Origin of the sequence: Leadbetterella byssophila DSM 17132, from assembly GCF_000166395.1 — a bacterium.
In the GTDB taxonomy this organism is placed as follows: Bacteria; Bacteroidota; Bacteroidia; order Cytophagales; family Spirosomataceae; genus Leadbetterella; species Leadbetterella byssophila.
The window spans coordinates 2,473,023-2,487,318 of record NC_014655.1 but is presented as its reverse complement, the minus strand read 5'-3'; the positions used below and the strand labels follow the sequence as shown (position 1 = coordinate 2,487,318).

General features: G+C 42.2%; 10 protein-coding genes. 4 read left to right on the top strand and 6 right to left on the bottom strand.

Annotated elements, in window-relative coordinates; all coding sequences use genetic code 11:
- Positions 1-16: 16 nt before the first annotated feature.
- Genes LBYS_RS11350 through LBYS_RS11340 form a run of 3 tightly spaced genes read left to right on the top strand, consistent with a single transcriptional unit; the run spans position 17 to position 3,671 of the window.
- Positions 17-823 (top strand): M48 family metalloprotease, encoded by an 807-nt coding sequence (locus LBYS_RS11350; RefSeq protein WP_013408998.1) that lies wholly within the window; start codon positions 17-19, stop codon positions 821-823.
- Between the two features lie 59 nt (positions 824-882).
- Complete coding sequence (locus tag LBYS_RS11345) at positions 883-2,085, top strand: argininosuccinate synthase (RefSeq protein WP_013408997.1); 1,203 nt, start codon at positions 883-885, stop codon at positions 2,083-2,085.
- Positions 2,082-3,671 (top strand): hypothetical protein, encoded by a 1,590-nt coding sequence (locus LBYS_RS11340; protein ID WP_013408996.1) that lies wholly within the window; start codon positions 2,082-2,084, stop codon positions 3,669-3,671. The genes LBYS_RS11345 and LBYS_RS11340 overlap by 4 nt, the downstream gene beginning before the upstream one ends.
- Here LBYS_RS11340 and LBYS_RS11335 read toward each other — a convergent pair.
- From LBYS_RS11335 to LBYS_RS11310, 6 genes are all read right to left on the bottom strand, one after another.
- Positions 3,650-4,870, bottom strand: coding sequence for a carboxypeptidase-like regulatory domain-containing protein (locus tag LBYS_RS11335; RefSeq protein WP_013408995.1), 1,221 nt, complete (start codon positions 4,868-4,870; stop codon positions 3,650-3,652). The genes LBYS_RS11340 and LBYS_RS11335 overlap by 22 nt on opposite strands.
- Positions 4,871-4,938: 68 nt before the next feature.
- Positions 4,939-5,982 carry a ketol-acid reductoisomerase gene (ilvC, locus tag LBYS_RS11330; protein ID WP_013408994.1) on the bottom strand — a complete coding sequence of 348 codons (1,044 nt, stop codon included), beginning with the start codon at positions 5,980-5,982 and terminating at the stop codon, positions 4,939-4,941.
- A gap of 22 nt (positions 5,983-6,004) precedes the next feature.
- Positions 6,005-6,541 (bottom strand): acetolactate synthase small subunit, encoded by a 537-nt coding sequence (ilvN, locus tag LBYS_RS11325; protein ID WP_013408993.1) that lies wholly within the window; start codon positions 6,539-6,541, stop codon positions 6,005-6,007.
- A gap of 10 nt (positions 6,542-6,551) precedes the next feature.
- Positions 6,552-8,288 carry a biosynthetic-type acetolactate synthase large subunit gene (gene ilvB / locus LBYS_RS11320; RefSeq protein ID WP_013408992.1) on the bottom strand — a complete coding sequence of 579 codons (1,737 nt, stop codon included), beginning with the start codon at positions 8,286-8,288 and terminating at the stop codon, positions 6,552-6,554.
- Between the two features lie 3 nt (positions 8,289-8,291).
- Positions 8,292-9,983: a dihydroxy-acid dehydratase gene (gene ilvD / locus LBYS_RS11315; RefSeq protein WP_013408991.1), complete on the bottom strand. Its 1,692-nt coding sequence runs from the start codon at positions 9,981-9,983 to the stop codon at positions 8,292-8,294.
- Positions 9,984-10,204: 221 nt separating this feature from the next.
- On the bottom strand, positions 10,205-11,194 hold the full coding sequence (locus tag LBYS_RS11310; RefSeq protein ID WP_013408990.1) for a LacI family DNA-binding transcriptional regulator: 990 nt from the start codon (positions 11,192-11,194) through the stop codon (positions 10,205-10,207).
- Positions 11,195-11,386: 192 nt separating this feature from the next.
- Here LBYS_RS11310 and LBYS_RS11305 point away from each other — a divergent pair, with 192 nt between their 5' ends.
- Positions 11,387-14,296, top strand: a complete 2,910-nt coding sequence (locus tag LBYS_RS11305; RefSeq protein WP_013408989.1) for a SusC/RagA family TonB-linked outer membrane protein — start codon at positions 11,387-11,389, stop codon at positions 14,294-14,296.

The window sequence follows — 14,296 nt, the reverse complement described above, 5'->3', positions numbered from 1 at the left end:
CCTAAAACTGAATCATATGAGACGCAACAGTGGTTTTACATTTAGAATCATCATTGGCTTAGTCTTAGCTGGAGTGGCTTACTTCAGTTATTTAGGAAAGTCTCAAGAAAACCCATTGACCGGTGAAGTTCAAAAGGTGAGTCTGAGCCCTGAGGAAGAAGTGGCCCTTGGTTTACAAAGTGCTCCTCAGATGGCTCAGGAGTATGGAGGATTGTATCCTGATGAGCAGGTACAAAAGCAGGTGAGTGGTGTGGGTAACAGATTGGTTCAGGCCTTTAACAGAGAATTGGATAATAAGGGGATCAAGAATCCTTATGTATTTAATTTTTATGTGCTAAGAGACGGGAAGACGGTCAATGCATTTGCCTTGCCCGGGGGGCAGATTTTTATTACTGCGGGATTATTGGGTAGGTTGAAAACAGAGGATCAGTTAGCCGGAGTATTGGGGCATGAGATAGCTCATGTGATTCATAGGCATTCTTCCGAACAAATGGCAAAAACTGAGCTTTATCAGGGTTTGGCTGGAGCAGCTTCAGCATCTGCAGGTGATTTGGGAGCGGGGCAGATTGCTTCCTATGTGGCAAATATGAAGCTATTGAAATACGGAAGGGAGGATGAATTAGAATCAGATGAATTTGGAGTAAAGTATATGATCAATGCCGGATATCATCCTGAGGCTATGATTGAAGTAATGCAAATCTTAGCGGAGGCATCTGGTGGAGATATGGACAGGGATGAATTTTCCAGTTCACATCCTAGTCCCGCAAACAGAATATCCCGATTAAAAGAATTGATTGCAGCATATAAAAATAATCCCCAATGAAAATTGGTGTTTTTTAAGAACTTAAAGTCTAAATTTGCGGGAAATTTTTTTTAAAGGGAATGAAAAAGGTAGTACTGGCATTTAGTGGAGGATTGGATACCTCTTTTTGTGTTAAATACTTAAAAGACGACAAAGGAATGGAAGTCCATTCCGTGCTGGTAGATACCGGTGGGTTTACGGACGAGGAAGTAGCAGACATAGAGAAGAAAGCCTATGATTTGGGTGTAAAAACTCATTACACTGCACGTGTGGCGGATAAATACTATAAGGATTGTATTCGCTTTTTGATCTTTGGTAATGTACTAAAAAATAATACCTATCCTCTTTCTGTGAGTGCAGAGAGGATATTCCAGGCAGTTGCTGTAGCGGAATACGCTAAATCTATAGGGGCTACGGCCATTGCACACGGAAGTACAGGAGCAGGAAATGACCAGGTTAGGTTTGACATGGCGTTCAGAATCATTGTGCCGGATGCAGAAATCATTACCCCGATTCGTGATTTGAAATTATCCCGTGAAGCGGAGATTGAATATTTGAAAGGGAAAGGTGTACAGAGAGAATGGCACAAATCTACCTATTCCATCAACCAAGGACTTTGGGGAACAAGTGTGGGAGGTAAAGAGACGCTTAATTCCTGGGATTACTTACCGGAAGAGGCTTATCCTACTCAGTTGACGAAGAAGAAACCTTCAGAGATTACTTTAGAGTTTGTTAAGGGTGAATTGAAAGCCGTAAATAATCGCAGATTCAAAAACCCTGTGGAGGCCATCCGTAGAGTACATGCTTTAGCAGCTCCTTATGCTATAGGTAGAGATACTCACGTAGGGGACACCATTATAGGTATCAAAGGTAGAGTAGGATTTGAAGCTCCTGCACCTTTGATCATTATTAAATCTCACCACCTATTGGAAAAGCATGTTCTAACCAAATGGCAGCAATACTGGAAACAAAACCTAGCTGAATGGTATGGCATGTTACTTCATGAAGGACATTTTAATGAGCCTGTTTTGAGAGACATCGAGGCATATTTTGAACATAGTCAAAAAACGGTAACCGGAACGGTTCGGGTACGATTAGCTCCTTATAACTTCCAAGTTCTAGGTATTCAGTCGGATTATGATCTCATGTCTGATGTATTTGGTTCTTATGGTGAAATGAACAATGCATGGTCAGGGGATGACGTAAGAGGGTTCTCTAAAATTGCCTCTAACCAAGTGATGATTCATCAGAAGATTCAAGAGCTGGCTGAAAAGAAAAAATGATGAAGACTTTAAGAAAACCGAGTGTTTGGGCACTCGGTTTACTTCCTATACTCCTCCACTTTATACTTCTGGGAAAGTATGCCATTAACTTTCCTTTGAAAGATGACTATCGGGTATTTGTAAGTTATCTTTATCATTATTTACAGTCTCCTGATAAGTGGGCAGCTTTGGCCCTTCCTGAAAACGAAAGTAGGCCTATTGTGATGCGTCTATCTGTCTTGGCGCAGTTTTTCATTGACGGAGCCTTGAATTTTAAGCATCTACTGATTTTCTGTAATGTTTCTTTAGTGGTTTTTCTGGGATGTATTTCCTTACATTTCTATAAAAAGAAAGAATTTTTGGCCATAAGTTTTGCCTGTTTATTGTTCTTAAATCCACTTCTTTATGAGATGTATTTTAGGAATGATGTGGGGACTTACCAACTTGCCTCTTTCAGCTTAGCTATTTTCTTGTTTTATGGGGCAACGAATTATCAGTCTGCTCCTAAATGGTTGCGGTGCTTATTTTTGTTAGGATTTATGCTGACGCCTCTTGGAAGTATAAATGGATTCATTGCCAGCAGTCTCATCATATTGTACTTCTTCTTGGAGAAGAAAAGGATGGCCTTTGTGCTATTAGTAATCCTCATCTTTCAACTTTATTTGGTACTAGGCGGGGATAGCAAATCTGCGGGCATTTTGGAAAATATCATGAAGTATAATTATCAGTTGCTTTATGCGTATTTTCTTTCCTTAGGAGGGATTTTGGTCTTTATACAGCACAGTTTTATATGGCCCATTGTAGCTATATCCATGATTTTCGTGATAGGGTATGTGATCTGGAAGATGTTTTATCCGTGGAAATGGAGATTAGATTTTGAGAAGATGGTTTTCCTGTTCTCTATAGCTAGTTTAGGCTTGATTGTCATCCTACGATATAATTATTGGATTACGGGTTACCCTAGTGTTTTAGAAAGTAGGTATAAGATCTACGGTGCTTTTCCTTTACTCATGTTCTTTGTAATAGTGGGCAGGAGATGGGGCAAAAAGGCCTATTTATCTACGGCTGTTTGCTTGGTTCTTTTGTATGCGGCTGGGTTTTATAAGGGCAAGCAACAGTTAGAACTTCTTCACCAAGAAAAGATTACGGAAGCTTATAATGTATATCATGATTCCTATGAGCTTGAATTTGCCCGTGCCTTCTTTGTCAATGAAGAGAAAAGAAGATACTTAGAAGAGCATGGCTTTTACTCCTTTAAAGAGGCGGATAAGATCCTAAAAAAAGCTTTGCGAGAAGAAAACAGGTTAAAGCCCATAGCCCATCAATGGAGAGTTCTTTCTGAAGATCCGGGCAGTGACGGGGACTGGGCAGGTTTCCCGGTGCCAATGTCTAATTTTGAACTTAGGGGTGAGTTCCCAAAGAAGAAATACTATTTTGTCAAATTCTACGGGGAGAAAACTTGTGTTCAGTTTCTTTTGCCCGGTGTAAAGCCGTTTTGGGCTTCCTCTCAGGAAACAGTAAGGAAATTAAGTAGGGATTTCTACGCAGATGCCTACAGTGGGGTAGATTTTGAAAACTTCGAAGTCTACGGCGTGGATGATTTATAGTCCAGAGGCAGCAAATCAGCAATCTTATTTGACCATCCCCAATAATCTATAGATATCAGGTTCAAAGGAGGGAAATAATTTCCATTTTCCTGAATTTCAATGGGTTCATCTTCCGTCATTTTTAACATGGATGTCTGAGGTCCTACGGTTCTGGATTCCCTATTGAAGCTTAGATAAAGCGGATCCTCTAAGTGTTTAGTATTAACGATATGCAAGTAATCCCGGAATTGAATATACTTGTTGCCCTTAGTGTCTCTCTTTAAGATCTGGCTTCTACTAAGGGTATCTTTATATAGGTTTTTCGTACCATTAGGTTGGGCCAAAATCTTTTGGAAATAGCTCAAAGAATCTGGAGTGTAGATTTCTTGTGGTAAGTTAGGACCGCTGATGATGAAGGAGGATCCATTTTCATCAAATCCACGGATGGTGTATTTATCATACAAGGCTCTGACTCTTTGTTTTTCCCTGTTAGGTACTTCTACAAGCTTCCTTACCAAGTATCCGTCTTCCTGAAGCTTGTTATGATAGAGTGATTTTAAGAACTTGGTTAATGAGGCATCATAAGAGGCTTGTCGTCTTTCCTTCTGTTTTTTACTGAGCTTAGATGGTTCTTTGAAGAAAGGGTAGCCGGCGTAGAGTTGGGTATTGTTATTAAAGTCCACTCGAAATACTTCCAGGTGGTATTCTAAATCATAGCCCAGGGCTTTGTTTTTTATCTTTAAAGGGGCAACTGCAAATACTTCGAGGATCTTTTCCTTCTTGTTATGTCTAAATCGAAGATCTTTTGAATTGAGTAGTTTGGTTTGAGAGGCATTGGTTCCTGTGCCTATGAAGCATTCCGTGAAGAGTTTTCCCCAGGTCATCCAGCCATCTTTATCAAAGGCTTTTACCAGGACCATATCCAGTTCTTGACTTTTTTCCGTCAGGTAGATTTTGAACGCTTGGTTTACAGGAGCATTAATGACTTCCAGATGTTTCTCAAATCCCAATACAGAGACGATTAGTTCGTGCTTTCCTGGAGAGAGTTGAGGTAAGGTAAACCTTCCTTCTTCATCCGATGTGGTACCGATGGTGGAGTTATTGATGAATACCGCAGCGAAGGGCACCGGTTTTTTGTCGCCCGCACTGAATATTTGCCCTTTAATTTGTGCCAAAATTTGGAAAGGCAGGAGAAAGAGAATTAAGGTGAGATGCTTCATGTTTCAAATCTACGAAAAATTCGTAGAAGTCAACAAAAAAAATATCCCCGCCTGAGCGGGGAGTATGATTAATTGTTTTCTGGTCTTAGGCTTCTTACGGTTTTGCCGGCTTGCCACATTTCAGAATCTCTAAGTTCAGCAAGTTCTACTTCTAGTTTCTCTCTGTAATCCGGTTGAGAGTTACGTTCGATAGAGATAGCTGCTTCATTCTGAGTTTTAACGCTGTTGTAAAGTTTTTCGAAAACAGGTTTTGTTGCGTCTCTAAATGGTTTCCACCAATCCAAAGCTCCTCTTTGAGCTGTAGTGGAACAGTTGGCATACATCCAGTCCATACCGTTTTCAGCTACTAGAGGCATAAGGGATTGAGTAAGTTCTTCCACTGTTTCGTTGAACGCTTCAGATGGAGAGTGGCCGTTTTCTCTTAGTACTTCGTATTGTGCTGCGAAGATACCTTGGATAGCACCCATCAAAGTACCTCTTTCACCGGTTAAGTCAGAAGTTACTTCTTTATAAAAATCTGTTTCGAACAAATATCCAGAACCTACGCCGATAGCCATAGCTATACATTTCTCTCTTGCTTTACCGCTAGCATCTTGGTAAACGGCAAAAGAAGAGTTAAGTCCCTTTCCTTCTACGAATAGACGACGAAGGGAAGTTCCTGATCCTTTTGGAGCTGCTAGGAACACGTCAACATCAGCAGGAGGAACGATTCCTGTTTTCTCTTTATAAGTGATACCAAAACCGTGAGAGAAGTAAAGAGATTTACCGGCTGTCAAATACTTCTTCACTGTAGGCCAAAGTTCTATCTGTGCAGCATCAGAAAGTAGATAACAGATGATAGTACCTTTAGCTAGAGCTTCTTCGATTTCGAAAAGTGTTTCACCTGGTACCCAACCGTCAGCAACGGCTTTGTCATACGTTTTACCTTTTCTTTGACCAACGATCACGTTAAGACCATTGTCTCTCATGTTTAGGGCTTGACCAGGACCTTGTACACCATATCCGATCACGGCAATGGTTTCTCCAGCCAATACCTCTCTAGCTTTTTCTAATGGGAATTCTTCCCTGGTTACTACTTCTTCTTCTATGCCTCCAAAATTTAATTTTGCCATTTTTATGTTTTGTTTTAGATGATTAAACTGAATATTCCCATTCCATTTCTTCCGGAAGGTACTCTACTAATCCTTGAGGGGTTTTTCCTACGGCTACTCTACCTGATCTTACGAATTCTGTAATGCCGTGAGGTTTTAAGTATCTGAAGAACTCAAAGATTTCTTCTTCAGAACCTGTCTTTTCTATAACTACATAGTCCAATTCCCAATACACTACCCAGGCTTTATACACCTTATTGATGGTGTCAATGTCCAAAGGTTTGGCATTTACCGGAGTAGGGATTTTGAATAGGGCGATCTCGTTATAGACGATATCTTGATTCAAGTATCCAAATACGGCCAAGACTTCGACCACTTTTCTGATCTGTCTTACTAATTTTTCAACTTCTTCTCTCTTTTCATGTTTGATGCCAATGGTAAAGCGGGAAACTCCTTTTCTTACCGTTTCAGACACCGTTAATGACTCTATATTGATTCTTCTTCGGGTAAAGAGAATCGTGATCTTATTGAGCAGTCCTACGGCATTTTCTCCGTAAACGCATATGGTATATTGTGTCATCTCTCTCTAATTACTGTAATCTGATCTCTGAAACGCTTTTGCCTGCCGGTACCATAGGGAAGACGTTCTCTTCTTTCTCCACTAGAATCTCTAGTACAAAACCACCTTTATGTGCGAGCATCTGATCTATAGCTCCTTCTAATTCTTCTCTTTGAGTAACCTTTGTAGCCTCTAGACCGAAACCTTTTGCTATGGTGATAAAGTCAGGGTTTTGAAGCTCTACGAAAGAGTATCTTTTTTGGAAGAACAACTGTTGCCACTGTCTCACCATGCCCAGGTAGTTATTGTTCAAAAGTACCAGTTTAACATCTAGTCCGCTCTGAGCAATGGTTCCAAGCTCCTGGATAGTCATTTGGAAACATCCATCTCCTATGAAAGCCACCACTTCTCTATCAGGGGCACCGAATTTAGCCCCTAAGGCTGCCGGAATGGCAAATCCCATGGTTCCTAATCCTCCTGATGCGATATAAGAATGGGGTTTGCGGAATTCGTAATAGCGAGCAGAAACCATTTGGTGCTGACCTACGTCAACCACTATGCAGGCTTCTCCTTTGGTCTTGTCAGAAACCATTTTGACCACTTCAGCCATCTTGATTTCTCCTTTGCAAGCCAGATCACGATCTGTTACTAATTCCTTCTCAGGGACCTCAAGTTTTCTGAATTCATTTTTCCAATGGGAGAGGTCTCTTTTTTCAACCAATGGAGTTAGAAGTTTGAGGACTTCTTTAGCGTCACCCACTACCGGTGCATGAGCATGCTTGATCTTATTGATTTCCGCAGGATCAATCTCTATGTGAACGATCTTCGCCTGGCGGGCAAATAGCTCTGCATCTCCAGTCACGCGGTCGTCAAAACGCATACCAATGGCAATCAGCACGTCACATTTGTCTGTCATGACGTTTGGAGCATACATGCCGTGCATGCCTAGCCAGCCCATATAGTTGGGATGATCAATTTCGATACCTGAAATACCTAGTAAGGTACTTGCGCAAGGGATGTCTGTCTTCTCTACAAAGGCCTTGAATTCTTCCATAGCTTTGGAGATAAGAACACCTTGTCCGAATAGGATATAAGGGTACTTGGCTTTGTTGATTAGTTCCGCAGCTTTTTCTACTTGATCCATTTTTGGTGTCAAGCGAGGGTTGTAGCCCAGTAATTTGTCCACTTTTTGGTAAGAAAAATGCTTAGTCATCTTTTTCACTTGAGCATCACGGGTGATGTCAATGAGTACAGGACCCGGCTTACCTGCTTTGGCAATGAAGAAAGCCTTAGCCAGCACTTCTGGTATTTCATCCGGGTTAGTGACTTGGTAATTCCATTTACAGATAGGCATGGTTACGCCTATAACATCTGTTTCCTGGAAAGCATCTGTTCCCAGTAGCCAGGAGTTAACTTGTCCTGTGATGGCCACCATGGGAGTACTGTCAATGATGGCGTCAGCGATTGGGGTCACCAGGTTTGTAGCGCCCGGACCAGAAGTAGCCATGCAGACACCTACTTTTCCACTTGATCTGGCAAATCCTTCCGCTGCGTGTCCTGCACCTTGCTCGTGTCTTACCAGAATATGTTTAATACGATCTGTATAATCGTATAGGGCATCATAAATAGGCATGATGGCCCCGCCAGGATAACCAAAAATCAGGTCTACACCTTCTTGAAGGAAACATTCCATAAGGGCATGACCACCTGTGAGGAATTGATCGGTACTAACCGTCTCTAAAGCCTCGGTTGCTGTGCTTGTATTCATCGTTTACTTATCAGTTACACAGCCTTCATCAGCTGCGGACACCGTTTTAAAATATTTTCTCAATACTCCTTTTTCAATGAATGGAGGAGTAAGTGGTTTCCAGTTTTTGCGTCTTTCTGCGAGTTCTTCGTTAGATACGTGTACAGTGATTTCTTTGCTTTCAGCATCAATGCTGATGATGTCTCCGTCTTTAACCAGGGCAATGTTTCCACCTTCATATGCTTCAGGAGCAATATGACCTACCACGAAGCCGTGAGTTCCTCCTGAGAATCTACCGTCTGTGATCAAGGCTACTTTATCTCCTAGACCGGCACCCATCACGGCTGAGGTAGGTTTCAACATTTCAGGCATACCTGGTCCTCCTTTAGGTCCTTCGTAGCGAATGACTATGACTTGACCTTCTTTGATTTCCCCTTTTGCTATGGCTTCAAGCATTTCCTCTTCTTTGTCGCATACTTTTGCGGGGCCTTCAAAGCGAAGTCCTTCTTTTCCGGTGATTTTAGCCACTCCGCCGCGTTCAGCGAGGTTGCCGTAAAGGATTTGGATGTGACCGCTAGGTTTCAAAGGATTCTCCAGAGGGTGTACCATATCTTGGGTTTCAAAATCAAGATCAGGAACATTTGCAAGATTTTCCGCTACTGTTTTACCGGAGATGGTTAAACAGTCGCCATGAATAAGTCCTTTCTTCATCAGGTACTTCATGATGGCAGGCAGTCCTCCTATTGAGAGTACTTCTTCCATGTAGTATTTTCCTGAAGGCTTGAAGTCGGCTATCAATGGTGTTCTATCAGAAATCTCCTGGATATCTTTATAAGTCAAAGGCACATCTGCAGCGTGAGCTATAGCCAGGTAGTGTAGTACGGCGTTGGTAGAACCGCCCAGGGCCATTACTATGGTAAGGGCGTTTTCTATGCTCTTGCGTGTGATGATATCTCTAGGTTTGATATTCTTTTCCAGAAGGTTTTTCATGGCAGCGCCAATGGCTACACACTCTGCTATTTTACCTTCGTGGGTGGCCGGGTAAGAGGCGGTATCAGGGAGGGTAATGCCAAGGGCTTCAAGAGAGGAAGCCATGGTGTTTGCGGTGTACATACCTCCGCAGGCTCCTTGACCTGGAATGGAGTTTTGGATGACTCCTTTATAGTCTTCGTCGCTAATGGCATTGTTGATCTTTTTGCCATAAGCTTCAAATGCTGATACAATATCTAGTTTCTTGCCTTTATATGAGCCGGATCTTACCGTTCCTCCGTAGACCATGATGGATGGGCGATTGATTCTAGCCATGGCCATTACGGCTCCCGGCATGTTCTTGTCGCAACCCACTACCGTGATTAATCCGTCATACCATTGAGCTGATACTACGTTTTCTATGGAATCAGCGATGATATCTCTACTAGGCAGGGAGTAGCTCATACCGTCATTGCCGTTAGTCATACCATCAGATACTCCAATGGTATGGAAGATCAGACCCACCATATCGTTGGCCTGTATTCCTTTTTTCACGTGTACGGACAGGCCATTCAGGTGAATATTACAAGGGTTACCTTCATAGCCTGTACTTGCTATACCGATTTGCGGTTTTGACATGTCTTCCTCCTTCAAGCCTATGGCATAGAGCATGGCTTGGGCGGCCGGATTGCTGACCTCCTGTGTGAGGGTTTTACTGTACTTGTTGAGTTCTTCTGCCCCGTTCATGTTGATTTTCGCTAATAGCGAATATTCGCTAATTTTATATTTTGTACTCTACAAGACTAAGTTTTACCCTTGTACTGTCCAAACTTTAAGCGAAAAAAAAAGAGAATACGCTCTTTAATGGGAAGAAATGGGTAGATATGTTCAAAATAAAATTAGAAAAGTACAATTGTACCTTCCGGCTTGCTACTAATTCTAGAGAGGGCAAACGCAAAGGAGCATCCTTATTCGCGGATTTTCAGTACCGAATGTACTACTTCTTCTTTGTATTCTAGATCCTTAGTGTTCAATACGTTTCTCAACAGTTCTGCTGCTTTCTGACCAATTTCGTACGGAAACTGCTCTACCGAAGCGATGGGGCCATGCTCCATATAATTTGTTATAGGTAAATTTCCGAAACTTAGAAAAGGAATATTGTAGCCTGCTTCCCGACAAACCTTTATGGCATCTAAAGCCACATAGTCATTGAAGGCTATGATGGCTTCCGGTATGTTCTCCAGTGCCAAAAGTTCTCGCATCTGATGGGAAGTGTCCTCCTTACTCAGGTCTGTGGTGCGAATATATTTAGGACTGGTTTCCAACTTAAGTTCGAGCATGCCTTGTAGGTAGGTATTCAAACGTTCATCAGCAGAAAGTAGATAGGAAGGCCCGTTCAATAATGCTATTTTCCTTATGCCTTTTTGGAACAAATATTCTAAACCCGACTTCATGCCGGTCTCTACTACAGAGCGAACTCTAAAAGAAGGAAAGCCTTTCGGCGTTCTGTCACAGAAAACTATGGGGATTCCATAACTGCCCAAATTTTGGAAGTGATCATACTGATTCGTAGTAGCAGAGAGGGAAACCAATAGGCCTTCAACCCTTGCCCTAAGAAAATGTTCTACCGCCTTTTTTTCTCTTTGCATGTCATCTCTGGACTGGCAGATGATGGCTTGATAGCCCATTTGTCCCAGAACATCTTCTATGCCTGAGATCATCATGCTGAAGTATTCTTCATGGAGATTAGGTACTACTATACCCACAGAATGCGTAGTAACGTTTTTCAGTAATTGCGCGCCTGAGTTGCTTACATATTTAAGGTTCTTGGCCATCTCCTGAACTCTCTCTCGAGTTCGAAGTCCTATTCTAGGGTTATTCTGCAAAGCCCTGGAGACAGTGGAATGTGAAATACCCAGTAGCGAAGCAATGGTTTTTATCGTTACATTCTCTGCCATGGTCGACCCTTTTAATGGTTTAGTGGAAAAATTTGCGCACACGTTTGCAACTGCAAAATAGGAAGGTTTTATGGCTTTTTCAAGGTGTTTTTGGATTCTTATGGGTATTTCACTAATAATTTCTCTCTCCTAGACTGCGGTCCACACTCTAATTTTGAAGCTCCACAAGTATGTTCATCTTAAATAAAAAATATGAGACTAAATTTTACACTTCTTTTCTTTCTGCTCTTGGGGCAGGCCATGGCCCAGAAGACGAGCATTAGCGGGAGATTATCGGACTCCACAGGGGAGCCGATCGCAGGAGCTGCTGTGGTGGAGCTGGGTACAGTAAACGCTACCATCACCAATGCCGAAGGAGAATTCAGTTTGCAAGTTTCTAGGTCAGGTGCCCGACTAAAAATCTCAAGCGTGGGCTTCCACAGTATAGAGGTGGATGCAAAAGATTCTTTTATGAATTTAACCCTGGCGCATAACGACAGTCACCTGGATGAATTAGTGGTTACAGGTTACTCCGCTCAGAGGCAACAGGAAATCTCAGCCTCCATTGTAAAAGTGGATGCTAAAGCCTTGAAGGATGTCAAATCTCCCAATGTCTCTAATCTACTCCAAGGTAAGGTGGCTGGAGTAAATGTGGTGAGCGGAAGCGGTAGGCCGGGAGATAACGCTACTATTCGAATTCGCGGTAGAAGTTCTATTTCTTCCAGTTCAAGCCCGCTGTGGGTTGTGGATGGGGTAATTGCACATGGAACTCCGAATATCAATCCAAGTGATATCGAAACGGTAACGGTGCTTAAAGACGCTGCGGCTTCGACCCTATACGGTTCAAGAGGTGCAAATGGTGTCATTGTGATCACCACCAAAAGAGCAAGTGGAGACGGAACTTTTACAGTTAGTCTGAATACAGGAGCCAGTCATTATAATCGTGGCAACTTCCAACTTATGAACTCTCAGCAAATGTGGGATTATTACCAAAGTTTCTCGAATCCTAATGCTATCCCTAATAATATCACTTCTGAGGTCTTGAAGACGGATTATAACTGGTTAGATAACGGTACTCAAGCGGGTCAATTCCGTGATTATAGCGGTTCATATGTGGGCAAAACAGAAAAGACCACTTTCTATGCCAGCGGTAACTACTACAAGGAAGAAGGATCAGTTAAAGGTTTCGTTTATGACAGGATTTCAGGTAGGATGAATTTGGAACACGCCTTAACCAAGAGACTTACTTTTAAGCCTAAGGTTAATGCTACCTATACCACTACGGACAGTCGCCAACATTCCTTGTATGATATGTATCTTAACATGCCTTGGGATAAACCATATGATGAAAATGGAAAGATCTTGAATCCCCAGGCAGGAGGAATTACTTGGTATGGTAGAGATAATCGTAATTATTTATATGACCAGCAGTTCAATTATGGTAAAGGTCAGGTCTTTGATATTCAAACTAACTTAGACTTCTCTTATAAGATTGCCAGTTTCTTGACTTTTGAGTCCATGAATAACTTGGCATACTATACTAATACCAGTATGAGCTATACTGACCCACAGTCCAATTCCGGTCTTTCCAATGTGGGTTCCATCTATCAATTTGCTGACAAGCGCATTGTGCGTTTTTTCAACCAAATGTTGAAGTATAATAATTCCTTCGGCAAGCATAATGTGTCTGCCTTAGCTGGTTATGAATATTCTGATTATGTTTATAGTAGTGTAAATGCTACAGGAAAGGGCATAGCACCGGGATCTGAGATTGTAGGCAATGCCGCAGACTTCCAAGGGATGGGTGGTACAAAGAACGACTACGCGTTCCAGTCGGGTATGCTTCAAGTCAATTATGGCTTTGCTGACAGATACAATGTTCAGGCATCTTATCGTCTGGATGGAAGCTCAAGGTTCGGTGCGGATAAGAGATATGGAAGTTTTTATGCCTTAAGTGCAGCCTGGAATGTGCATAATGAGACTTTCTTTAATTGGAAAGCAATGGATCATTTGAAGTTGAGATTATCCTATGGTGAAGTAGGTAACGTACCTACAGGTTATTACTCGTCTTACTCCTTGTATTCCTTAAATGGACAATATAATGGCATGCCGGCCGCTATTCCAGGGCAGTATAATAATCCATTGGTCAGTTGGGAGAAGTCAAAAGATGCTAACCTAGGTATTGAGTTTGGGTTGGTGAACCGACTAGATTTTACTGTGGACCTATACAATAAGAACACAGATGATCTCTTGACTTATATCTCTTTTCCATCTACTGCGGGTTGGAGCGGTTATTATGAAAATGTAGGTGCGGTGAGGAATAAAGGGATTGAAGTGGCTGTTAATGCTGATCTGCTTGGCGTGAACAGTCCGGTGTCCTGGACATTGGGTTTGAACTGGGCTCATAATCAGAACAGGATTGAGGCATTAAAAGATGGAGTGGATATTCCGGCGGGCAATAAACGCTATTCCGAGGGAAGAGACATAGATTCTTGGTATATGAGGAAATGGGCGGGAGTGAATCCCGAGAATGGAGCACCTCAGTGGGAGATCTTAAATCCTGAGACCGGAGAGGTGACTTTGTCTTCAAATTATAATGCTGCTACCCTACAATACGTGGGAACTTCATCTCCTAAATACCAGGGAGGAGCCTTTACGAGAATTGGTTTCAAGGGATTGTCCTTGAATGTGAATATGGCCTATCTAAAAGGCGCTTTTGCTTATCACAGTGCACGGGAGTTATTTGATTCTGATGGTGCTTATCCAAGTTATAATCAGATGGTATTCAAAGAGGGCTGGTCCAGGTGGTCAACGGATAATAAGCAGGCTACGCACCCCCTTGCTTCGTACTCAAATACAAACAATTCAAACAAGACGTCCTCGCGCTATTTGGAAGATGCTTCTTTCTTGAGATTGAGGAATGTGACATTGAGTTATGAATTGGCTTCGGATTTAGTGAAAAGGGCCAAATTGAAATCGGCCAGTATCTATGTTTCCGGAGATAATTTATGGATATCTACTCCATTCTCAGGGATAGATCCGGAAGCGGCATTGTACGGTGATGCTACTTCACAGTATCCATCTCCAAAACGTATCACATTTGGTCTAAACGTATCCTTTTAA

What these genes read in the sequence shown, in the direction of transcription:
- LBYS_RS11350 (WP_013408998.1), top strand. Translation starts at nt 17, where the DNA reads ATGAGACGCAACAGTGGTTTTACATTTAGAATCATCATTGGCTTAGTC.
- LBYS_RS11345 (WP_013408997.1), top strand. Translation starts at nt 883, where the DNA reads ATGAAAAAGGTAGTACTGGCATTTAGTGGAGGATTGGATACCTCTTTT.
- LBYS_RS11340 (WP_013408996.1), top strand. Translation starts at nt 2,082, where the DNA reads ATGATGAAGACTTTAAGAAAACCGAGTGTTTGGGCACTCGGTTTACTT.
- LBYS_RS11335 (WP_013408995.1), bottom strand. Translation starts at nt 4,870, where the DNA reads ATGAAGCATCTCACCTTAATTCTCTTTCTCCTGCCTTTCCAAATTTTG.
- ilvC (WP_013408994.1), bottom strand. Translation starts at nt 5,982, where the DNA reads ATGGCAAAATTAAATTTTGGAGGCATAGAAGAAGAAGTAGTAACCAGG.
- ilvN (WP_013408993.1), bottom strand. Translation starts at nt 6,541, where the DNA reads ATGACACAATATACCATATGCGTTTACGGAGAAAATGCCGTAGGACTG.
- ilvB (WP_013408992.1), bottom strand. Translation starts at nt 8,288, where the DNA reads ATGAATACAAGCACAGCAACCGAGGCTTTAGAGACGGTTAGTACCGAT.
- ilvD (WP_013408991.1), bottom strand. Translation starts at nt 9,983, where the DNA reads ATGAACGGGGCAGAAGAACTCAACAAGTACAGTAAAACCCTCACACAG.
- LBYS_RS11310 (WP_013408990.1), bottom strand. Translation starts at nt 11,194, where the DNA reads ATGGCAGAGAATGTAACGATAAAAACCATTGCTTCGCTACTGGGTATT.
- LBYS_RS11305 (WP_013408989.1), top strand. Translation starts at nt 11,387, where the DNA reads ATGAGACTAAATTTTACACTTCTTTTCTTTCTGCTCTTGGGGCAGGCC.